This is a genomic window from Cytobacillus solani (assembly GCF_001420595.1).
In the GTDB taxonomy this organism is placed as follows: Bacteria; Bacillota; Bacilli; order Bacillales; family Cytobacillaceae; genus Cytobacillus; species Cytobacillus solani.
This window is the reverse complement of record NZ_LJIX01000006.1, coordinates 2,432,047-2,454,281: the sequence shown is the minus strand read 5'-3', so window position 1 is coordinate 2,454,281 and position 22,235 is coordinate 2,432,047. Positions and strand designations below refer to the sequence as shown.

The following is a 22,235-nucleotide window of genomic DNA, read 5'->3' as shown; positions in this document are numbered from 1 at the left end:
TTCTTTTATTAAATTTCTTATTTATACATATCAGCAATTTGCTTTTGCAAATCCCCATTCTCTAAATATTCATCATATGTCATTTGTTTATCAATCATGCCATTTGGAGTTAATTCGATAATCCGATTGGCAACTGTTTGAATGAACTGATGGTCATGGGAAGCGAAGATCATTGACCCTTTAAAATTAATTAATCCATTATTCAATGCAGTAATCGACTCAAGGTCTAAATGGTTCGTCGGTTCATCAAGCAATAGTACATTTGCACCACTTAACATCATTTTTGATAGCATACAGCGAACCTTTTCTCCTCCAGAAAGAACACTAGATTTCTTCAAAACTTCTTCACCAGAAAATAGCATACGACCTAGGAAGCCTCGAAGGAAACTTTCACTTTGGTCATTCGGTGAAAATTGACGAAGCCAATCAACAAGATTTAAATCACTGTTTTCAAAGTACTTGGAGTTGTCTTTCGGAAAATAGGCTTGAGATGTTGTTACTCCCCATTTAAATGAACCACTATCCGCTTCTAATTCCCCAGCAATAATTTTAAATAAAGTAGTCTTTGCAATCTCATTTGTTCCAACAAGTGCAATTTTATCATCTTTATTCATAATGAAGCTAATATTATCTAATACTTTAACTCCATCAATGGTCTTGCTGATTCCTTCTACACGAAGTAGATCATTCCCGATCTCCCGTTCAGGTGTAAAGCCGACAAATGGATATCGGCGAGAAGAAGGCTTAATATCATCAAGTGAGATTTTATCAAGGAGTTTTTTACGAGATGTTGCTTGCTTTGATTTTGATGCATTTGCACTAAAACGAGCAATAAAGGCTTGAAGCTCTTTAATTTTCTCTTCCTTTTTCTTATTGGCATCTTGAGCCATCCTTGAAGCAAGTTGACTGGATTCATACCAGAAATCATAGTTTCCAACATAGATTTGAATTTTCCCATAATCAAGATCGGCAATATGTGTACATACTTTATTCAAGAAATGACGGTCATGGGAAACAACAATAACTGTATTTTCAAAATTGATTAAGAATTCTTCAAGCCATTGAATCGCTTTGATATCCAAGTGGTTTGTCGGTTCATCCAAAAGGAGAACGTCTGGCTTGCCAAATAATGCCTGTGCAAGCAATACCTTCACTTTTTCAGAACCAGATAATTCAGCCATTTTTTTATCATGAAGATCTTCTCCAATACCTAGACCTTTTAGAAGAATAGCTGCTTCAGACTCAGCTTCCCAACCGTTAAGCTCAGCAAATTCACCCTCAAGCTCTGCGGCCTTCATTCCATCTTCATCCGTAAAATCTGCTTTCATATAGATCGCATCTTTTTCCTGCATAACCTCATACAGACGAGTATGACCCATAATCACAACCTTTAATACTTCGAATTCCTCATACTCGAAGTGGTTCTGTTTTAATACCGCCATACGCTCACCAGGTCCAAGCTGAACATTACCCGTTTGGGCTTCTATTTCCCCTGATAAGATTTTTAGAAAGGTTGATTTTCCCGCACCATTTGCTCCGATTAAACCGTAGCAGTTACCGGGAGTAAATTTAATATTCACATCTTCAAACAGCTTACGATCGCCATAGCGAAGACCTACATTACTTACCGTTATCATCTATTTATATTCCTCCAAAAAACATAATCCTATAAATTATAACATTTTCCTCAACGAATCGCGAATATTATTGAAATGTATTGTATAATAGCCAATCCATCTTTAATGAGCAATAAACCAAAAGAGAAATCAGAAATTTTCGATAACTAGAAGGAAGTGTTAAGAAAGTATCGAATTATAGTAAGAAAGTAAATATTTATTCGCAGATTAGAAGGAGGAAATAAAGCAAAATGGAAGTCGTTCAGAATAGACAAACCAAGCGAAAAACCAATTGGAAGAAAATCTCCGTTTGGTCATTTGCTATCCTAGCTGCAATCATTGTAATTACGGTCATTTCGTTATATCTATATATTTCACGATCACTTCCAATGACAAAGGGGGAAATAACGATCGGCTCCATTTCATCCCCAGTTAAAGTAACACGAGATGACAGCGGGGTCCCGCATATTCTCGCTAAGAATGAACGTGATTTGTACATAGCACAAGGGTATATACAGGCACAGGACCGTCTCTTTCAAATGGATTTAAGCAGACGGCAAGCCTCAGGAAGGTTAAGCGAGGTCATTGGAGAGGCAACTGTGGAAAATGATAAGTATTTTCGTACACTAGGATTAAAGCGTGCTGCTGAAGCCTCATATGATCAATATTCCGATGAAGCAAAAGAAATTTTGAATTGGTTTGCAGAAGGTGTAAATATTTATATGAAAGAACTTGAAGAAAACGGAAAATGGCCAATTGGCTTCAAGCTATTAGGCTATCAGCCAGAGGAATGGAAGCCAATTGATTCATTAACCATCGGAAAATACATGGCATATGATCTTGGTGGTCATTGGGAAAACCAGGCATTTAGATATTATTTGCTGCAGAATTTTTCAGAGGAAAAAGCATATGATCTATTTCCGTCTTACCCAGCTGATGCACCATACATTATTAGCTCAGATAAGCTCGATATAGAAAAAAGTCTGGCATCAGCAATTATTCCGCCAGAATTCAACGGAAGCAACAACTGGGTTGTCAGCGGGGTGAAAACAGCTTCTGGTAAACCGTTATTGGCAGATGATCCACATTTATCACTAAGTACACCTTCCATCTGGTACCAAATGCATTTGCAGTCACCAGAAATGAATGTAAGCGGAGTTATTTTTGCGGGAATTCCAGGTATTATATTAGGACATAACGATCAAGTGGCATGGGGGGTAACAAATACTGGACCAGACGTCCAGGATCTTTATATCGAAAAAAGAAATCCAGACAATCCAAAAGAGTTTCTTTATAATGACAAATGGGTAGAAGCTACAATAGTAGACGAGCCAATAAAGGTAAAGGGAAAAGAAACTATAGAATATGAAGTAACGATAACTCGTCATGGACCAGTTATTTCTGAGTTTGCAGAAGAAAGCGGAAAAGAAGATGTTTTATCTCTACAATGGACAGCTCTTGAACCTTCCATTGAATTGGAGGCAATCGTCGAAATGAACAAAGCGAGTGATTGGGAACAATTTGAGAAAGCACTTGAACTTTTCCATACACCCGCTCAGAATTTTGTATTTGCCTCTCAGGATGGAACCATTGCTTATAAAGCAAACGGAAAAATTCCTATTCGTAAACAAGGTCAAGGTCTTCTTCCGGTTCCTGGGTGGACAGATGAATATGGATGGGAAGGCTATATTCCTTATGAGGAGCTTCCAAAAACGGTTAATCCAGAGGACGGATTCATCTCAACTGCAAACAATAAAGTCATTGATGAAAGCTATCCTTACCATATTAGCAATGATTGGGCCCAACCATATCGTCAAATGAGGATTCAGGAAGTCCTAAAGACGAAGGAAAAACTCACATCCAAAGATATGATGGCTCTTCAGATGGATCAGAAAAACTTACAGGCAGAAGAGTTCGTTCCAATTCTACTAGAAAATCTGGATGCTTCATTAAAAGGATACGAGAAAGAGGCCATTGCTATTTTAAAAGATTGGGATTATCAAGATAGTAAAGATGAAGCAGCACCATTGATCTTTAATCTCTGGATGAAAAAAATTTCTGATGTACTATTTCAAGATGAAATTTCAACGGAAATGAGAGGATTATTTAAAGGGCAAAAACAAGCAGTCGATGAATTAATTAGAAGAGCCGCAAAAGGCAATGAAGGCCCATGGATAAAGGAAAACGGAGGACTTTCTAATGTATTGCATAAATCTTTACAGCTGGCATTAAAGGATGTCGAAAGTCTTCAGGGAAGCACGCTTGCTAAATGGAAGTGGGGGGAATACCATCAAATATACTTCCCACATTCATTATCTAGTGTCAAACCATTAAACTATTTATTTAATAAAGAAGGCAGCATTCCAGTAGGTGGTAGCTCTGTAACTGTACAAGCAGCAGCAAATAAGGAAGACGGCACCGTTAATCATGGAGGCTCTTGGAGATTTGTTATTGATACAGCGGAGATGAACGTAGGCTATCATCTAGTCGGTCCCGGCCAATCAGAACATCCTTTAAGCAAATGGTATCACAACCAGATGAGGGCGTGGGTTGAAGGTGACTATCATCAAACCTATCTAACAGATGTAAAAGGAGAAGAACTGACACTTAATCCATAAAGGATAATCTTTGAATAATTTGTGAAATATGCCAAAATCCTTATTAAATAATTTTAAAAAACCAACCTATTGTTCATAATTTTTTCATATTTTTCATGTACAATAAATCCATACAGGCAGGATAAAAAAGGAGTTTTTATTGTGGCCAAAAAACAACTCGTCGAATTAGTAACCCGTTTAAAAAAAGCAGGTATTAATGTGAGTTTTACAAAACCAAGATCAAAAATGCTGATTGCACTCCCACAGAACAAAAGATTAACTACATCAACAAATTAGAATAACAAAAAGAGGCTGTCACTAATGTCAATGAAAATGGATTTTAGTGGCAGCCTTTATTCTACTTATTATTTCTTTTAGCTAATTTTTCGCGGTCCTCAAATTGTGGTGGCTGTTCCAGCCAATTTCGTTCAATCATTAAATTCATCCCATCTTCACCATATGCCCCTGCTTTAGACATAAACCCTAAATACATTGAAACGATATCTCTGCGCATACTTGTTGAAATACCAGAACCATATGCAGCTATACCAATATTGGAAAGGGCACCTACTATATAAAGCATAAGTTGATCTGAAAATGGAGGACTAGTCGAATTGGTCACATTTTGATCCCATGACATTGCTGTCGGTACATCACTTTCCTCAAGTACATCATGAATTGAACTCAAGAGGTGTGAACATACATGTTTCCCACGAAGAAAATAGTCTCGCAACACTGGTTCTGTTGCAACTTGTGAAAAACCAACACAAGTAGCTTTGCCCACTTCATTATTTATCGCATTCATTACTAAATGGGTTACCTCAATCCCTAACAGTGCTCGACGTCGGCCAAACCAACCTGTTAAAAAATTTTTTTCGTCGACAAAATCAACCTCTTGTGGATAGGTCATAAAAGGAATCCGTACAAATACACCCTTCGATTGCATACAATGAACGACATGCTGATATAACAGGGCAGTATGCCCCATGAAGTCACGGTACATCTGACAAATATCCTCTCGTGCAGACAGCGTAAGAGCAGTTGTATGGGAGGTGACTCCAAATCTAGCTAACTGCAGAACAAATTGTAAATAAAAAATATCTGAAAATAGTTTTGGTGCATTCGGGACAACATGCTTTTCTACTCGAAATCCTTGTGGCACAACAATTTTTTCTTTAAGAAATATAGCTTCAATAGTATCCTTATGGTTTATTGCTACTTGTAAGGTTTCTTCAAGAATTATTTTTACTTCTGGATCTTCCACCGTTTCCAAAAAATGAGTTATCACACATATAACCATACTATCGTTTATATATGTTCCCCATAAGCTTGAAATTTCTGCACAAGTCAATTTAACAATCTCAGTTTTTTCACCCAATACATCTTCCTCCTTTTTACCTATTTTCCCCGATTTATGGAAAAACCATGCAAACTTCTTTTCTTTGTTATAAGAAGTTAAACAAAAAGCGAGGGAAGAAAAATAACCATTTTTCTTCCCTCGCTTTGAACTTCTTTTTTAAATTTCCTTCATGATCTTTTTAAACACGTCATCCTTATTAAAATCTTCTCCCATTGGGAACTTTTTAATAAATTTATTGTTCTCATCAATTAAGAAAACAAAAGTACTATGAACATAGAACCCATCGCCAGGATCACGATATTGAAATTGGAACGTTTCTGCTAATTCACGAATTTCCTTTTGATCTTGTTTCATATTTTCTTGATCACCTGTCAATAACGTCCAATTGCCATCATCCTCGATGTCAAATGTTTTCATATATTTCATCATTTTTTCTGGTGTATCTCGGTATGGATCAATACTAACAGATAAAAATTCAACATTCTTCCCGAAAACACCTTCAGCAACTAAATCGTTTTTTAAAAGGTTCATTCTTTGGGTTGTTGTCGGACAAATATCTGGGCAATGTGTGTACATAAATTCAACAAGCTTTAATTTTTTGTCTGACTTAGAAAATTCATAGTTTTCATTATGCATGGTTACAAGTGAAATATTATCAGGAATCTTTGAAGTCATGTCACGAATGATAAAAAAAGAAATACCAGCGATAATTCCAAGAACAACAATACTTGAGCAAATAATATATATTTTTTTCATTATTAACCCTCCCTTTATAAGGATAATGAAAACTAACCGAAAATCCTATGGATAATCTGTGAACATGTGATATCAATCATAGGTTTTTCAATGAAAGATTTCAAATTTTGGCGTTATTTTACCATATCCAAGAGTGGAGGGGGGAATAGATACAGAATTGTTTGAGAACATGATAGGTTATCAATAGAAAAAAGGAACCGTCAAGTTCCTTTTTTCTGTTACCTATCGTTTATTTCATTGAAATCCAAACACTTTTCACTTCTGTGTAGTTATTTAGCGCATAGGATCCCATTTCTCGTCCCATACCTGACTGTTTATACCCGCCAAATGGAGAAGCGGCATCAAAGGCATTATAGCAATTCACCCATACCGTTCCTGCACGAAGCTTGCTTGCAACGTAATGGGCATTGGCAATATCACGCGTCCAAACACCTGCAGCTAAACCATACTCGCTGTTATTGGCACGATTAATCAATTCATCCAAATCCTCATACGGTAATGCAGAAATAACAGGACCAAAAATTTCTTCTTTCGCAATGGTCATTTCATCCCGAACATCTGCAAAAATAGTAGGGGAGACAAAATATCCTTGCTCCTGTGGCTTTTCACCGCCAACAAGAAGCTGCGCACCTTCACTGACACCTTTTTCAATATAGCCCAGGACTCGATTTTGCTGTTCAGTTGAGACGAGCGGGCCAATTTCAGTATCTGCATGAATACCTGCACCTTGTTTGATTTTCTTAGCATGACTAACCATATCGGCGACAACATTATCAAATTGCTTCTTTTGGATAAAGACTCGAGATCCAGCACAGCATACTTGCCCTTGATTAAACATAACCCCATTTAATGCACCTGGAATCGCCTTTGTTAAATCTGCATCCGGTAGAATGATATTAGGCGATTTTCCTCCTAATTCAAGCGTTACTCTTTTTAAAGTCTTAGAAGCTTTCTCCATTATCAATTTTCCAACTTCAGTTGAACCGGTAAATGCAATTTTGTCCACTAGTGGATGATCGACTAATGGCTGACCAGCTGTTTCACCAAATCCTGGTACAATATTCACTACACCAGCAGGGAAACCGGCTTCTTCAATTAATTCTGCTAAGTATAAAGCAGAAAGCGGTGTTTGCTCCGCAGGCTTCAATACGACTGTACAGCCAGTCGCGAGAGCTGCTCCTATTTTCCACATCGCCATTAGGAGAGGGAAGTTCCATGGAATAATTTGCCCTACTACACCTACTGCTTCATGGCGTGTATAGTTGAAAAATGGACCGCTTACAGGAATCGTTTGTCCTACAATTTTTGTCGACCATCCGGCATAATATCGCATATGCTCAACAGCTAGCGGAATATCCGCATTAGTTGTTTCACGAATAGGTTTCCCATTATCTAATGTTTCCAATTGTGCTAATTCTGCACTGTTTTCTTCCATTAAATCTGCAAGTTTATACATAAGTCTGCTTCTTTTCGCTGCACTCATCTTTGACCAAGGACCTTCATCAAACGCCTTTCTAGCAGCTTTTACAGCAAGATCGATGTCCTCAGGCCCTGCCTCGAATACATTAGCTAGCACCTCGCCAGTAGCTGGATTATATGTTTCAAATGTTTTTTGAGACTTGCTTTCAACAAACTCTCCATTAATATATAGATGTTTTTTTCCGGTTAGAAATTTTTCTACCTTTTCCTTTAGACTAACTGTTAATTGACTCATCATACTCCTCCTTTAAAATAGTAATCTATGTATTTCATGCTGCTAGTTTAAGAAGAATGCCTTTGTGAACGCTTACAATACTATGTTAACACTATGAAAAATTGATAATCAATGAATAATTAAACAAATATTCTGACAACAATCGACACGTCTTTTCTATGAATATCTTTTTCCATCATTGTAAATATGTCAGAAAAATGGCAGTAGTTTGAACTAATGGTGAACAATTTACCTGTCCGACACGAAAAGCCAGTGTTGATGCTATTTTTCCTCTTTTTGAACATTCTGTGATTTGAGGAATATGTCACAGAACTACGATTAGGTTAAGAATACGATAAAGATAAGTATTTCCAGTAATAACTTAAAAGACCTGTATTCAAAGGGGGGCAAGGGAATGAAGGGTACAGGATTATTCAAAATTTTGATTGGCGGGCTAGCTGCATATGAACTTCTCGGGATGATGAAAGCAGGAAATAAAACTGTTCTGCGGCCCCCGGGAGCAGTTGATGAAGATGAATTTCTTGCCCTTTGCATTAGATGCGGGAAGTGTAATCAAGCCTGTCCCTATGACTCTATCAAAATGGGAAAGGAAAACCTAGGCTTTGGGATTGGAACTCCTTATATCGATGCAAGAGATAATCCATGCCGCCTTTGTGATGACTACCCTTGTGTTAATGTTTGCCCAACAGATGCTCTAACAGGAATTAATAATGTATACGATGTAGAAATGGGCCTAGCTGTTATTGATACGAAACATTGTATTGCTTACCAAGGTATGAGGTGCGAAGTATGCTATCGTGAATGTCCATTAATAGACGAAGCAATTAAATTAAATATTTATGTAAAACCTGATGACCCAACACACGCTGTCTTTGCACCTATTATAGATCCTGAGAAATGTGTGGGCTGTGGGATCTGTGAAGAAAGATGTGTCATAGAGAATCCTGTTGCGATAAGAGTTAAACCACGAGTAATAAAGGGGATCTTTTAATAGCGGTTTTTAGTGGCATGAGCACATAGATTAGATACATACTGCTCAACAAATTTAAGCCACTTTAAATAGATAGATAAAGTCTCTTCATTTAAAAGGGAGGAAAGTAAGCTATGGAATTATCTAGAAGAACCTTGCTTAAAGCAACTGCAATCTCCATGACAATGGCTGTTGCTGGCTGTAAAAAGAAGGAGGCAAAACCTTCAGGAACAGAAGTGGCAATAGCTGGAGAATCAACAGAACCAGATGAATGGAAATCGACTGTTTGCCGATTCTGCGGTACAGGATGCGGTGTATTAGTAGGAATAAAAGATGGGAAAGTTGTAGCCACTAAGGGTGACCCAGATAACCGTTCAAGCAGAGGACTTAACTGTATTAAAGGTTTTTATGTAGGGAAAATCTTATTTGGAAAAGATCGCCTGACAAAACCGTTAATACGGGAAGACAAATCAAAAAAAGGTACAATGGAGGGTTTTAGAGAGGCTTCCTGGGAAGAAGCACTTGACCTGGTAGCAAAGAAGTTAAAGGAAAACTATGAAAAGGATCCAAAATCGATCGCATTCTGGGGCTCTGGTCAGCAGACAATCATGGATGGCTATGTATCTGTTAAACTTTGGAAAGCTGGCTTATTAAATAATAATATTGATCCGAATGCAAGACTTTGTATGGCCAGTGCAGTTACTGGGTTTATGTCTACTTTCCAGTCGGACGAACCGATGGGCTCCTATAAAGATTTAGATGAAGCAGATGTTTTTGTTACATGGGGTGCCAATATGGCTGAAATGCATCCTGTTCTGTTTTCACGTTTAACAGCTAGGAAGATTGCAAATCCAGGCGTTAAACTCTATGACATAACCACTAGACATTCTCGGACTTCTGAAGTTGCCGATTCTGTTTTAGTATTTAGACCGCAATCAGATTTAGCAATCGCAAATGCCATTGCAAACTATCTCATTCAAAATAAAAAATATGATCAAAAATTCATAGATGAACATCTCCAGTTTAAGGCAGGAACAGAGAATCTTGGCCATTCCTTTAAAGATGATTATGATGTAACGGATGGAAAAGATGCGGATAAGGTTTGGAATATCACCTTTGAAGAATATAAACAGAGTGTAAGCACTTATACATTTGAAAAAGCGGCAGAAATTTCCGGAGTACCAGCTGCAGATATAGAAACTCTTGCGAAAGAATTTGGAGATCCTGATAAAAAAATCATGTCTCTTTGGACCATGGGAATGAATCAGCATACACGAGGAACATGGATAAATAATCTTGTCTATAATATTCATTTATTAACTGGAAAAATAAGCAAGCCAGGGAACGGACCATTTTCATTAACTGGGCAGCCTAGTGCCTGTGGTACAGCTAGAGAGGTTGGCGTATTCTCCCACAGGCTCCCTTCGGATATGGTCGTAAGCAACCCAGAGCATAGAAGATATACAGAAATGATTTGGAACTTGCCTGCGGGTTATCTTGACCCGATTGAGAAACCAGGGTTCCATACGGTTAAGATGTTTAGGGAATTAGGGAAAGGAAATGTCAAATTCCTTTGGAGTATGTCCAATAACTGGGGACAAACGATGCCAAAACTCAATCGTTATCGCGGGAAGGATGCTGACGGCAAGGGAGTTCTTGATGGATTTATCGTTGTTTCGGAAGTGTATCCTACTAAATCAACAGAACTCGCAGATGTCGTTTTCCCAGCAGCTATGTGGGTTGAACGGGAAGGACAATTTGGCAATGCAGAAAGACGTACGTCAGTGTTCGAAAAATGCACAGAACCTCCAGGGGAAGCTAAATGGGATATATGGACACTTGTGCAAGTAGCCAAACGTGTACTAGATGGCAAAATGATAGGCAATAAGGCAGCTTTTGATGTCCTCTTTGGAAATATATGGGATTATGATAAAAATGATTTGCTAGAAGATGGCCATGAAGTCAATAGCCGTTTGTGGGCTGAATATCGCTCTTTTACAAATCCCCATGAAAGTACAAACAAAGAAATTCAGGAACTCGGTAAAAAACTTAAATTAAAGGCAAAGCAAATGGCTCCATACGAGGAATATTTCAAACAGCACGGAATTTGCTGGCCAGTCCGTGAGGTAAATGGCAAATGGGTAGAAACAAACTGGCGGTATGTACACGGGAAACAAGAAGAAGGCTATGACCAATATGGAGTAGAGGAATTTGGAACAGTAGGAAAATATAAAGATATTGATTTTTATAAATCGGATGATCACCGTCCAAGTGTCATTTTCCGTCCATTTGAAGATGCAGCGGAAATACCTGATGCCGAGTACCCATTCTGGCTTTGTACTGGACGTGTACTAGAACACTGGCACAGCGGTTCAATGACACGACGTGTTCCAGAACTCCATCGAGCTGTACCAGAAGCTTTCTGTGAAGTTCATCCTGAGGATGCCAAGGCATTAGGCATTCAAAACGGAGACTTGGTCAAGGTAGTATCAAGACGAGGTGAAGTACAAGTAAAAGCCACAACGAAAGGAAGAGGAAATCCCCCTAAGGGACTCATCTATGTACCATTTTTTGCCGAGGAAACATTAATCAATCTTGTCACACTAGATTGCTATTGTCCAATCTCAAAACAGCCAGATTATAAAAAATGTGCAGTTAAAATTGTTAAGGCATAAAGATTGGGGGGAATATCATGAGAAGCAAAGAAATACTATTTGTTGTTGCATTTATGCTAATCATATCGATCGCAATTGGAGCAACAAAATTATCAACACCACAATCATCAGAAACAGATGATCAAACTCCACAGAAAGTGGAAACGGTATCCATCCCTCAGCTGGAAGTGGAAGGAAGGGAAGCCTCTGCAACAATGGTGCTCCTCGGTGCACCGCCAATGCAGCCTGCGGATCACATTGATCGCTGGAACCCTGAGATTCATCATGAAAGCTGTATGACCTGTCATGCAGTTCCGGAAACTGGGGCACCGACGCCTCCAGCAAATCATTATTATGATGAAGACACAAAAGGAACAATCTTTAGAGACAATTGCCAGCAATGCCATGCCACACAAAATGATAGTAAAACTGCGTTTAATGAGGAAGAAAAATAGATTTTATAGATTAGTATGAGGTGCCTTTGGTGTACACGCTCATATCGTTTTATTCAAATAAATAACATAATGAACGGATACACCTTTGGCAAAGAAAAATAGAAAAAACTATTTAAAAAAGCTTATAAATTATGGGAATTTACAAATTTCACAGGAAAGCCGGGGATTTTATGGTGATATCAGGCATTTATATAGAAACGATTCCGGGCGGAGCCAATAATGCAGCTGCATTATTAGCTGAAATAAATGGAGTTGAAGTCCATCATATAGAGGATGATTATAAAATTATTCTTACGATTGAAGCAGAATCAATTAATAAAAGCTATGAAATTGCTGAAACCTTCAAGCCTATTGATGGAATTCTTACGATTTGTTTAGCCTACAGTAATTTTGAAGAGGAACCTGCTTATCAAGAAGCAGGTGTTTTCAGATGAATGAAAGAATAAACAGAAGGCAATTCTTATCTATTAATTTAGAGGCAACTGTTGGTTTTTTGGGGAATTTTCTCGGTACACAAATGGAACAGGAAAGAGATTTTTTCAGACCTCCTGGTGCCCTTAATGAACTTGAGTTTCTAACATCTTGCACGAGATGCGGAAAATGTAAAGATGGCTGCCCAGAGGGAATTATCAATCTATTTACTTTATCTGATGGAGCGAAACTGATAAATACTCCTTACTTGAATCCGAATCAGAGCCCATGTACATTTTGTATGGAATGTGTTGAGGTATGTCCAACAAATGCTTTAAGCAGGATAGGCTTACTTGAAGAACCGTCGATTGGAAAGGCAGAAATTTTAACCAATCGTTGTCTAGCTTTTCAAGAGGTAATGTGTGATTTTTGTGTTCGTTCCTGCCCAGTTAAAGGAGCACTTGTTTCAATGAATGGGATACCAAAGGTAATTGATGAAAATTGTACAGGTTGCGGAATGTGTGTAGCAAACTGTATCTCTGAACAAAAAGGAATACGCATCCAAACATTAGGTTAGGAATGAGCAGGATGAGAAATAAGGTATTTTCAATCCGAAAATGGACAATAGCAAGAAGAATTATTCAATTTTTCATTATCGCCCTTTTTTGCTCACCACTATTTTTTGTTGCAGTAGAGGGAGAAAATTTTTTCTTTGGTTCTTTAAGTTCCTCCACAATTGTCGGGATTGTGCTGTCAGATCCATTCGCCGCATTGCAAGTGATGATGGCATCGAAACAAATCCATTTTGCTTATTTAACTGGAGCACTGATTATTTTTGTGTTTTATTTAATTATTAGAGGCAGAACATTTTGCAGCTGGATCTGTCCTGTTAATACTTTGTTAGAGTTAACTGAAAAATTTAGAAGGTTCATGAAGGTTCCAGATAAGATGTACAATCGGCATACAAAAAAACATTTGGCACTTGCCATATTACTTTTATCATTTCTGGTTGGGGTTCCAGTCTTTGAATTATTTTCTCCTATAGGATTTACAATGAGGAATGCCTTATTTACTTTCGGAATAGGAATATGGATCATCATAGCAATAGTTTTATTCGAACTTCTAATTTCGAAACGTGGGTGGTGCCGTTATTTTTGCCCTTTAGGGGGATTTTATCAATCGATCGGAAAAGCTGGGATTTTCAATGTGAAATTTGATCATGATGCATGTGTTGGCTGTGATAAATGCCGTTCTGTCTGCTTTGCAGATCCAGTTATATTAGAACCTGGTATATTTCGAGAGAGTAAATTTGTTGTGTCTGGTGATTGTAGTCTCTGTGGAGCTTGTGTCGATCATTGTCCATTTGGTGCATTAAAAATTACTGCACAACTTCCGACTTCTAGATATAAAGAAGATTTGGTGATAGGAAAGGAACAGTTTGAGAAGGAAAGACTAGCAAAATGGTATAATATTAAAAATTGAGCCTATTCAACAGGACAAAACCAATTTGGTTTTGCCCTGTTTTTTCTTGGTAAGCTACTGCCATTGCTGGCAGCTTATTCACTCTTATCATTTCTGTTGGAGTTGCTTTTTAACTAAATAAACATTCCTGCAATAGCGGCACTTAATAAGGATGCAAGTGCACCTGCAATTACTGCTTTAATGCCTAGTTTGGCAATGTCGCTTCTTCGTCCTGGAGCAAGATTCCCTAAACCTCCGAGAAGAATAGCCATTGATGAAATATTAGCAAAACCGCATAAAGCAAAGCTAATAACAATCACAGATTTTGGAGACAAATGACTGATTTCAGGTGCAAAAGAGGAGTAGGCAACAAATTCGTTTAACACTAATTTCTGTCCGATATACCCGCCAGCTTGTACAGCTTCATTCCAACTATCGGTAAAACCTGGAAGGCAAATATAGTCCCAATATTAGTCCCTTCAGCAAACAATCCCCCAAAAAGGAAGTTAATTCCTTCATTTGCATAGCCAACAACTTCATTGACTACATTTGTAAACTTCTCTAATGCCTTTTTCCCGTACTCCCATTTTAGTACAATAACAGCAAACCCCACTTGGATTGCAAGCCCTGCAAGGATTGTTCGAATATTAATTGCCTTTCGATTGGAAGAGAGAAGAAGAGCGATAGCAAAGATCGTCGCAATCCCCAATAATCCCCAAATATAATTCATGAAAACACACCTCGTACACAATTTATCATTAGATTTTCCCCAAAATCAAAAGAGTCATACAAAAATATTTTGTCGTAGTGTAAAGATAGTTAAGATTTGCCACTTCAAAAGTGATACAATATATTTTGCATTCTTTTTAAATACTAGAAATTTCAAACTAAACAATATGTGAGGATGAATAATGAAAAAGGATATAAAAAGAAATATATGGACAATGCAATCATTCTATTTACTAACTTTTTTCGGAACTGGAAGTTTATATCCTTTACTAAGTGTTTACTTAAGTGATGTCGAACATTTAAATGGATATCAAATCGGGACAATTATGTCGATTAGTCCGATTGTCATGATATTTTTTCAGCCTATATGGGGAATGGTTTCCGATAAATTAAACGCACCTATCAAAATACTAACAGCTGCCACAGTAGTTGCAGGAATATTTGGGTTAGGATATATCGCTTTTAACGGCTATTATTGGATATTTATGACAGCAACATTAGTTGCCATTTTCCAAAGTGCCATTATACCCGTGTCTGATAGTCTAGCATTAAAATATACAAGTAAGGTCAAGGTGAATTATGGGAATATCCGCTTGTTTGGTTCTCTTGGCTTTGGTCTTGCTGTTTTTATTATGGGAAGGCTATCTGAACTAGATCCAGAAATTATTTTCTATTCTTTTTTCTTTTCTTTATTACTAGCGAGTTTTCTTGCTTCTAGAATGCCGTTTGAAAAAAGTTCAAAAAATCAAAATCTCCTCGGGGGAGTAAAAGAGATACTTTTTCATAAGAAATTTCTTGTCTTTCTTGGAATCACATTTTTAGTTTTTGGTCCAAACCTAGCTAACAATACATACTTTGGATTGTTTATTGATGGGAGCGGGGGAACATATACAGGAATCGGGATTGCTTTTTTACTAGCCGTCTTATCTGAAGTGCCGTTTATGAAGGTAGCTGCAAGCTGGATTAATCGGATTGGATTACTCCAAGTTGCGACTATTGCTGGAATCGTGTCGTTAGCAAGATGGCTGCTTTATTTTGCTGAACCTGATCTTTGGATCATCTATGCTACTTCCATCTTACAGGGCTTCTCAATCGGTCTATTTATACCTGCAGGCTTACAGTATATTCGGGATATCACACCCGTCCATATTACAGCAACAGCGATTACACTTTACTCTGCAATTGGAAATGGCCTAGGAAACTGGTTCTGTACTTTTGTCGGAGGGATCATCTTTGAAGAATCTTCTATTTTTACCGTATACTTATTTTTTGCCATTCTAGCTTTTATTGGGATTTGCTTAAGTTTATGGTTAATTAAGGAGGAAAAGGGAAGCTCAAAAATACGTGCTACTAGTAAAATGAACTTTTAATTTCTAAGCCCTCCATTACGGAGGGCTTTATTTATTTTAAATCTAACTGTATTAGGAAATATATAACAGTTTTAAAAAAAGGAAGTTCTAAAGTGGAAGGAGGGACTGCCATAAAAAAACGAAGCTGGAAAGTACAAAAATTGCTCGCAACTTCATTTGTTCTTATTTACTTCTATTGTCCGATCTCTTTGCCAAAAGTTCTTTTACTTCATTGTATGATAAGCCTGATTCACGATTAAGCCGTTTAACCTCTTCAATATCAGTTCCTACAACAGTGTATTTATTTGTTTTATTATTCATATTCATTGTCATATCCTCCATTTACAATTAGATACCCTAAACTTTTCGAAGGTTAAATCTTCCTTAATATGAACATACTAAGTAAGAAATGCGTAAGTGCCTTCGGAACCATCAAAGTACTGATCGTTCCTGTAAGGGTAATGCTAAGGCGCTAGTACTAGATAAAAGGGGGCGTTTGCTATTTTCTTTAACCGAAAAAATCAAGATGATAAACCAGAAGTCGTCATGTTAGATACGGAAATTTATTCTTGCAGCCATGATGATTGTAATGGATGGATGAGAAAAGATTTTGCTTCAGATGACTTAAAATGCCCATTATGCGGCAATGATACGAATGCTGAAATGCGTGAACTTCCGCAAATTGAATAACGTTTTTCAAAAAGACTGTTGAAGAGAGATAGACAACAGTCTTTTTATATTGTTAAGAAAATGAATATTATCGGATATAATGGATAATTTTGTTCCGAATTGGTCTGCGTCCAACTCGCAAGGAATTTTAGGCAGCACGAGTATAAACGCAAGAGTCTCGACTTATGATTGTCGGGGGTGATCAAGTCACTGGCGTATTTATTCTTTACAAGTTTTCATTTTGCTGGCCTATTTCATTTTCACCAATAAGAATATTGGCAGTTTCTATTGAGTGGTGTTCGTTTAATGCCCCCCCTCTATAATTGTTTTCATTCGGATGCTTCTCATCCTTGCTCATAATCCTATAATCATTAATTCCTTCGTTTGTATTTTTTTGCTTCTTCAATTTTAGTTCTCCTTTCTTCCTTATCAATAACATGACAATTAATTCGACCCCTTATGCATGTTTGAAAAAGAAAATCCCTCTATATAAAGAGGGACTGATCTATCTATATCTGTACTATCTATTTACTAGCTGTTATTCCGCTTTTTTTGATAAGCATCGATCACATTCCAACAGATAGGTTTCTACATGTTCATGAACCCTTTGACCACATTCTGGGCATACTTTACCTTGCTTTCCTTTTGATTTTTCATTTGCCACATTAATCATAGTAACTCCTCCTTTTTATAATACAGACTTATTATTTTCCTATTGTTATAGTACAGTATACACTAACAGAATTAAAATGTGCACAATAATTAAAAGAATATTTAAACATTTTATTATTTTTTAAAAAATTCCCTAAGGTAAGATATATAAAGATATTTCAGATTTTCACTTCCAACCAATGGTTATTTGGATTACAATCATACTTGTGATTATTTTTTTATGCCTTAATTAAAGGGGGCTTTTAGAACATTTATGCTAGACATTTTACAATTGTTTAATCCAATGCTTATTTTTGTTGCGATGGTTCTTACATTTATCGCATCCTATACAGGTTTAGATTTATTCTCACTTACACGTTCTACTGAAAGTAATAAAGGATTTCTATTTTTAGGGGGTACCTTTTCGCTTGGAGTAGGAATTTGGATTATGAACTTTATTGGGATGGTTGCCATTAATATGAATGGGTCCGCGACCTATCATATTCCGTTAACTGTATTATCACTTGTTTTTGGCATTGCATTTACAGGAATGTCATTTTATTGTGTCATTGATATGAAACTTAAATTTCGCCATTTGTTATTAGGCAGTTTTTTTATGACCATAGCGGTCTTGTCGATACATATTACCGGTATGTATGCCATGAAAATGAATATCCATTATAATCCTGTCCTATTTTCAGTCTCAACACTTCTCATCTTTTGCTCATTTGTATTTTCTTATTGGATGCTATTTTATTCTAAAGGTCTTTCACGTATTAATGAAATATGGATTATGCCCATTAGTTCACTAGTCATTACAGGCGCTATTATTGAAGGATATTTACTGTTGCTGCGCGCATCCTCTTCAATGAAAACATCAGGTACTGCACAACAAACGTCTAATCCTGAAACCTATCTGATTTATCTCGTCTTTTTTGTTTCGATACTAATCCTAAGTGGATTAATTGGTTCAAGAACGATTACAGGAAAAATGCTTGCTGTAAGCAACACGAATCTAAGCGATATTAAGTCAGCACTCGATGAATCTTCAATCGTGACCATCACAGATCCAGATGGAAAAATAACATATGTGAATGATAAATTTGTTGAAATCTCAAAATATGAAATGCATGAAGTGCTGGGTAAGACTCATAATCTCTTAAATTCAGGCGTTCATTCTACCCAGTTTTTCAAAGATCTATGGGATACCGTATCATCTGGGGAAATTTGGAGAGGTGAAATATGTAATCGCTCAAAGGAAGGGAAACTGTATTGGGTAGAGACAACGATCGTGCCATTTCTCAATCAGGAGGGAGTACCATATCAATTCGTTTCGATTCGATCAGATATTACTGCTTTGAAAACAACCGAGAAGCATCTAAAAGAAACATTAAAAGAAGTAAGTGATATAAAATTTGCCCTAGATCAATCTTCCATCGTTGCCTTTACAGATGAAAAAGGAATCATTACGAATGTGAATGACCGTTTTTGTGAAATTTCGAAGTACAGCAGAGAAGAAATTATCGGACAAACACATTCTTTGTTAAATTCCATGTATCATTCAAAAGAGTTTTTCCAAGAGCTCTGGAGGACAATCGGACAAGGAAAAGTTTGGAAGGGGGAAATTCAAAATAAAGCGAAGGATGGGACGCTTTATTGGGTTGATACAACGATTGTACCTTTTTTAAAAGAAAACGGGAAACCATATCAGTACTTAGCTATTCGGAATGATATTACCGAGAGGAAGAAAAACGAGGAAATTATGCATCGACAGGACAAGCTGGCAACAGTTGGACAGCTGGCAGCTGGTGTTGCACATGAAATCCGCAATCCATTAACTTCAATGAGAGGGTACACCGAGTTCCTTCAATTAGATGAAACAAATAAAGAACGGCAAGAATATTTAGACATCATCCTTGATGAAATTGATCGTGTAAACAATATTGTCGAAGATTTTATGATGCTTGCAAAACCAAAGGCAGTCGTATTAGAGGAAAAAAACATCATTCCTATTATTAAAACAGTACTTTCATTATTTGAATTTGAAGCAAGGAAGAAAAATATTCATATTTACTTTGAATTTAACCAAGAGAATGTAACTGTTGATTGTGATGAAAACCGTTTGAAGCAGGTTCTCATAAATTTCATAAAAAATGGGATCGACGCCATACCTAATGGAGGAGAAATAAGAATACGCGTAAGGGTTGTTGGTCAAACCGTACATGTATCCATTCAGGACACAGGGATGGGAATTCCAAAAGATAAACTAGAAAAAATAGGTGAACCATTTTTCACAACGAAAAAGAAGGGAAATGGACTTGGTTTAATGGTAAGCTTTCATATTATTGAAAGTCATAACGGTAAGGTTGATGTTGAAAGTGAACTCAATAAAGGTACAACTTTCACAATTAAATTACCTGCCAAAACAGCCTAATAAAAGACAAAAAGGAAGGAGAAACCCTTCCTTTTTACTTTGATCATTTTGAATGTCTATCCTCTTTATCATTTTGATGAACAAAAAAACTTTGAACAGGTTTCACCATTTTCTTGAAATTCTCTTCAAAACTTTGACTTATAAAGGAAGCACGTTCATAAACAACCGTACGGAGGTTATCAAGCTGCCGAATGATTTTCTGCGTTAATGCCTCTTGTACGTCTAATCGTTCCATGACTGTTGTATGGTAGACTTCCTGCACCTCAAGTTGCTTTATCATCTCGTCATACCGTTCTTCTTGTTTCACCAGCTGTTCCGACATCTTTGTTGATATCGATTCAAAATTAGCGATTTTGCCTGTAAGCATTTCTGTTGAATGATGCTGTATCGAAACTTGGTCCAAGATTGCCTGATTGATTAGATTTTCTCGTTCGATTAACTTAACAATGAGCCCATTTCTATTTTCAAGAAGGTCAAGACGTTCGAGAAGCAGACTATTTTCGTTCTCCTGCTGTTCAATTGTCGATAATAAATGGTTTATGAGCCCATCCTTATTTTCTAATTTGTTAATAAGTGTGTTGAAATATTCATTTTGATTCGCTGTAGAAACCACCATTTGATGATGAACATCTTTAAATGAATGGTCAATCCGACTATCCAATTTTCCAAAAGCTTCTGAAAAACGATGGTTCACTTTCTGTTGTTGCTCAAGGACACTCTGCAAATAATTATAGCGAAAGGTTTCTTGATTGGATGTTTCATTTATCTCTTTCCTCTGAAATAGCCTTGGTTCTATGTCACGGTTAGAAAACATTCCTATCGTTCACTCCTTCCTTCTCATACCACATAAAGCAGTACTTTTTTTATGTTATGTTTATAGACAAGAAATGGTTGCAAGATTGGGCTGCTCACTAGACGTGTATAGAGAAAATCCCATAAATTTAACGACAATGGTAAATTTTTGATATATTATTGTAGCCAGTAAAGTTTAACTTTAGTAGAATAGGTTTATAAGAAGGGAACATAGGTGTAAATGTTTTACGTAAATAGATTAAAACGGTTACACTAGTAGATGAAAAGATATCTTTTCACTTCTGTTATTTTGTAAATTAATTATTTGGGAGGATGAAAGCGTTTATGGCTATTTCACTATCTAAGGGACAAAAAGTTGATTTAACAAAAACAAATCCTGGGCTGTCAAAAGTAATTGTTGGGCTTGGCTGGGATACAAATAAATATGATGGGGGCCAAGATTTTGATTTAGATGCAAGCATATTCCTTCTTGATTCTGCAGGCAAATGCGCTTCTGATAAGGATTTTATTTTCTATAACCAGCTAGAAGGCGGAAATGGTTCTGTTGTACATACTGGCGATAACCGTACAGGTGAAGGGGACGGCGATGATGAGCAAGTGAAAGTTAACTTAAGTGCTGTTCCAACGAGTATTGAAAAAATTTCGTTCGTTATTACCATTCACGATGCAGAAAGCCGTGGGCAAAACTTTGGTCAAGTATCGAATGCATTTGTTCGTATTGTTAATGAAGATACGAACGAAGAAGTTATTCGCTACGATCTAGGAGAAGATTTCTCTATTGAAACAGCAGTTATTGTAGGCGAATTATACCGTCACTCAGGTGAATGGAAATTCTCTGCAGTTGGATCAGGCTACCAAGGCGGCTTAGCTCGTATTGCAACAGACTTCGGTTTGCAGGTAGGATAATTTCCCAATTGCTAATTGCTATACAAATAGATAAGCCAGGTAGACATTACTCTATCTGGCTCATTCTTTAAACTAGATTTTAGGGAGGGTTTATGATGGGAATTCAATTATCGAAGGGACAACGAATTGACCTAACAAAAACAAATCCTGGATTAACGAAAGCAATCATCGGACTTGGCTGGGATACAAACAAATACCAAGGCGGACATGATTTTGATTTAGACGCTTCCGCTTTTTTAGTTGATGCAAATAATAAATGTCAAAACGATCTTGATTTTATCTTTTATAATAATCTGCAGCATCCAAGCGGAGCTGTTATTCATACAGGTGATAATCGTACAGGTGAAGGGGACGGCGATGACGAGCAGCTTGTAGTTGATTTTACAAAAATCCCTGCAAATGTTCATCGTATTGGGATTACTGTTACGATTCATGATGCAGATCAGCGTATGCAAAACTTTGGTCAAGTATCAAATGCGTTTGTACGCTTAGTGGATGATGCAAATAATCAGGAATTATTGCGTTTTGATTTAGGAGAAGATTTCTCAATCGAAACAGCAGTTGTTGTCTGTGAATTATACCGTCATGGAAGCGATTGGAAGTTTAATGCCATTGGCAGCGGATTTTCCGGCGGTCTTGCATCTCTTTGCCGAAATTATGGTCTACAGGTGTAGTTATACATTTCTACTC

General features: G+C 37.1%; 21 protein-coding genes and 1 pseudogene. 13 read left to right on the top strand and 9 right to left on the bottom strand.

The window, feature by feature from the left end; all coding sequences use genetic code 11:
- Positions 1-17: 17 nt before the first annotated feature.
- Positions 18-1,637: an ABC-F family ATP-binding cassette domain-containing protein gene (locus AN957_RS14075; protein ID WP_056684705.1), complete on the bottom strand. Its 1,620-nt coding sequence runs from the start codon at positions 1,635-1,637 to the stop codon at positions 18-20.
- A gap of 230 nt (positions 1,638-1,867) precedes the next feature.
- Here AN957_RS14075 and AN957_RS14070 point away from each other — a divergent pair, with 230 nt between their 5' ends.
- Together AN957_RS14070 and AN957_RS28875 are read left to right on the top strand one after the other, a co-directional pair.
- Positions 1,868-4,234, top strand: a complete 2,367-nt coding sequence (locus tag AN957_RS14070) for a penicillin acylase family protein (RefSeq protein WP_053476110.1) — start codon at positions 1,868-1,870, stop codon at positions 4,232-4,234.
- A gap of 141 nt (positions 4,235-4,375) precedes the next feature.
- Complete coding sequence (locus AN957_RS28875) at positions 4,376-4,510, top strand: hypothetical protein (protein ID WP_256376271.1); 135 nt, start codon at positions 4,376-4,378, stop codon at positions 4,508-4,510.
- 61 nt (positions 4,511-4,571) lie between these two features.
- Here the strand turns inward: AN957_RS28875 and AN957_RS14065 are convergent, their stop codons facing one another.
- From AN957_RS14065 to AN957_RS14055, 3 genes are all read right to left on the bottom strand, one after another.
- Positions 4,572-5,591, bottom strand: a complete 1,020-nt coding sequence (locus AN957_RS14065) for a DUF3231 family protein (protein ID WP_056684702.1) — start codon at positions 5,589-5,591, stop codon at positions 4,572-4,574.
- 138 nt (positions 5,592-5,729) lie between these two features.
- Entirely contained in the window at positions 5,730-6,329 is a 600-nt protein-coding gene (locus AN957_RS14060) for an SCO family protein (RefSeq protein WP_053476108.1), read from the bottom strand.
- A gap of 229 nt (positions 6,330-6,558) precedes the next feature.
- Positions 6,559-8,043, bottom strand: a complete 1,485-nt coding sequence (locus AN957_RS14055) for an aldehyde dehydrogenase family protein (protein WP_053476107.1) — start codon at positions 8,041-8,043, stop codon at positions 6,559-6,561.
- A 394-nt stretch (positions 8,044-8,437) separates the two neighbouring features.
- Between AN957_RS14055 and AN957_RS14050 the strand changes: the two genes are divergently transcribed.
- The 6 genes from AN957_RS14050 to AN957_RS14025 all read left to right on the top strand — a co-directional run bounded on the left by AN957_RS14050 (position 8,438) and on the right by AN957_RS14025 (position 14,015).
- A complete protein-coding gene (locus tag AN957_RS14050) occupies positions 8,438-9,034 on the top strand; it encodes a 4Fe-4S dicluster domain-containing protein (protein ID WP_053476106.1) in 597 nt (198 codons plus the stop codon).
- 113 nt (positions 9,035-9,147) lie between these two features.
- Entirely contained in the window at positions 9,148-11,688 is a 2,541-nt protein-coding gene (napA, locus tag AN957_RS14045) for a nitrate reductase catalytic subunit NapA (protein ID WP_053476105.1), read from the top strand.
- A gap of 17 nt (positions 11,689-11,705) precedes the next feature.
- Complete coding sequence (locus tag AN957_RS14040) at positions 11,706-12,122, top strand: nitrate reductase cytochrome c-type subunit (protein WP_053476104.1); 417 nt, start codon at positions 11,706-11,708, stop codon at positions 12,120-12,122.
- 173 nt (positions 12,123-12,295) lie between these two features.
- Positions 12,296-12,556, top strand: coding sequence for a chaperone NapD (locus AN957_RS14035; protein ID WP_197282526.1), 261 nt, complete (start codon positions 12,296-12,298; stop codon positions 12,554-12,556).
- Entirely contained in the window at positions 12,553-13,110 is a 558-nt protein-coding gene (locus tag AN957_RS14030; RefSeq protein ID WP_053476102.1) for a 4Fe-4S dicluster domain-containing protein, read from the top strand. The genes AN957_RS14035 and AN957_RS14030 overlap by 4 nt, the downstream gene beginning before the upstream one ends.
- Before the next feature lie 11 nt (positions 13,111-13,121).
- Positions 13,122-14,015, top strand: a complete 894-nt coding sequence (locus AN957_RS14025; RefSeq protein WP_231690072.1) for a NapH/MauN family ferredoxin-type protein — start codon at positions 13,122-13,124, stop codon at positions 14,013-14,015.
- A gap of 113 nt (positions 14,016-14,128) precedes the next feature.
- Here the strand turns inward: AN957_RS14025 and AN957_RS27400 are convergent.
- A pseudogene (locus AN957_RS27400) lies at positions 14,129-14,724 on the bottom strand (nucleoside transporter C-terminal domain-containing protein).
- Between the two features lie 178 nt (positions 14,725-14,902).
- Between AN957_RS27400 and AN957_RS14010 the strand changes: the two are divergent.
- Positions 14,903-16,093 carry an MFS transporter gene (locus AN957_RS14010; RefSeq protein ID WP_380000843.1) on the top strand — a complete coding sequence of 397 codons (1,191 nt, stop codon included), beginning with the start codon at positions 14,903-14,905 and terminating at the stop codon, positions 16,091-16,093.
- A 162-nt stretch (positions 16,094-16,255) separates the two neighbouring features.
- Here the strand turns inward: AN957_RS14010 and AN957_RS27765 are convergent, their stop codons facing one another.
- Positions 16,256-16,399 carry a hypothetical protein gene (locus AN957_RS27765; protein WP_156319115.1) on the bottom strand — a complete coding sequence of 48 codons (144 nt, stop codon included), beginning with the start codon at positions 16,397-16,399 and terminating at the stop codon, positions 16,256-16,258.
- Positions 16,400-16,573: 174 nt separating this feature from the next.
- Between AN957_RS27765 and AN957_RS14000 the strand changes: the two genes are divergently transcribed.
- Complete coding sequence (locus AN957_RS14000; RefSeq protein ID WP_053476097.1) at positions 16,574-16,762, top strand: cold-inducible protein YdjO-related protein; 189 nt, start codon at positions 16,574-16,576, stop codon at positions 16,760-16,762.
- 205 nt (positions 16,763-16,967) lie between these two features.
- Here AN957_RS14000 and AN957_RS13995 read toward each other — a convergent pair whose 3' ends face one another.
- Positions 16,968-17,147: a hypothetical protein gene (locus AN957_RS13995; RefSeq protein ID WP_053476096.1), complete on the bottom strand. Its 180-nt coding sequence runs from the start codon at positions 17,145-17,147 to the stop codon at positions 16,968-16,970.
- Between the two features lie 132 nt (positions 17,148-17,279).
- Positions 17,280-17,414: a protein YhfH gene (yhfH, locus tag AN957_RS26930; protein WP_075209151.1), complete on the bottom strand. Its 135-nt coding sequence runs from the start codon at positions 17,412-17,414 to the stop codon at positions 17,280-17,282.
- Positions 17,415-17,666: 252 nt separating this feature from the next.
- On the opposite strand from yhfH, the gene AN957_RS13990 reads away from it, so the two are divergent.
- Complete coding sequence (locus tag AN957_RS13990; RefSeq protein ID WP_053476095.1) at positions 17,667-19,826, top strand: PAS domain-containing protein; 2,160 nt, start codon at positions 17,667-17,669, stop codon at positions 19,824-19,826.
- Between the two features lie 43 nt (positions 19,827-19,869).
- Here the strand turns inward: AN957_RS13990 and AN957_RS13985 are convergent, their stop codons facing one another.
- The gene (locus tag AN957_RS13985) at positions 19,870-20,640 is read right to left on the bottom strand and encodes a hypothetical protein (RefSeq protein ID WP_056684699.1); all 771 of its coding nucleotides are present in this window, start codon (positions 20,638-20,640) and stop codon (positions 19,870-19,872) included.
- Between the two features lie 323 nt (positions 20,641-20,963).
- Between AN957_RS13985 and AN957_RS13980 the strand changes: the two genes are divergently transcribed.
- A complete protein-coding gene (locus AN957_RS13980; RefSeq protein WP_053476093.1) occupies positions 20,964-21,545 on the top strand; it encodes a TerD family protein in 582 nt (193 codons plus the stop codon).
- Between the two features lie 95 nt (positions 21,546-21,640).
- The gene (locus AN957_RS13975) at positions 21,641-22,219 is read left to right on the top strand and encodes a TerD family protein (RefSeq protein WP_053476092.1); all 579 of its coding nucleotides are present in this window, start codon (positions 21,641-21,643) and stop codon (positions 22,217-22,219) included.
- Positions 22,220-22,235: the final 16 nt, after the last annotated feature.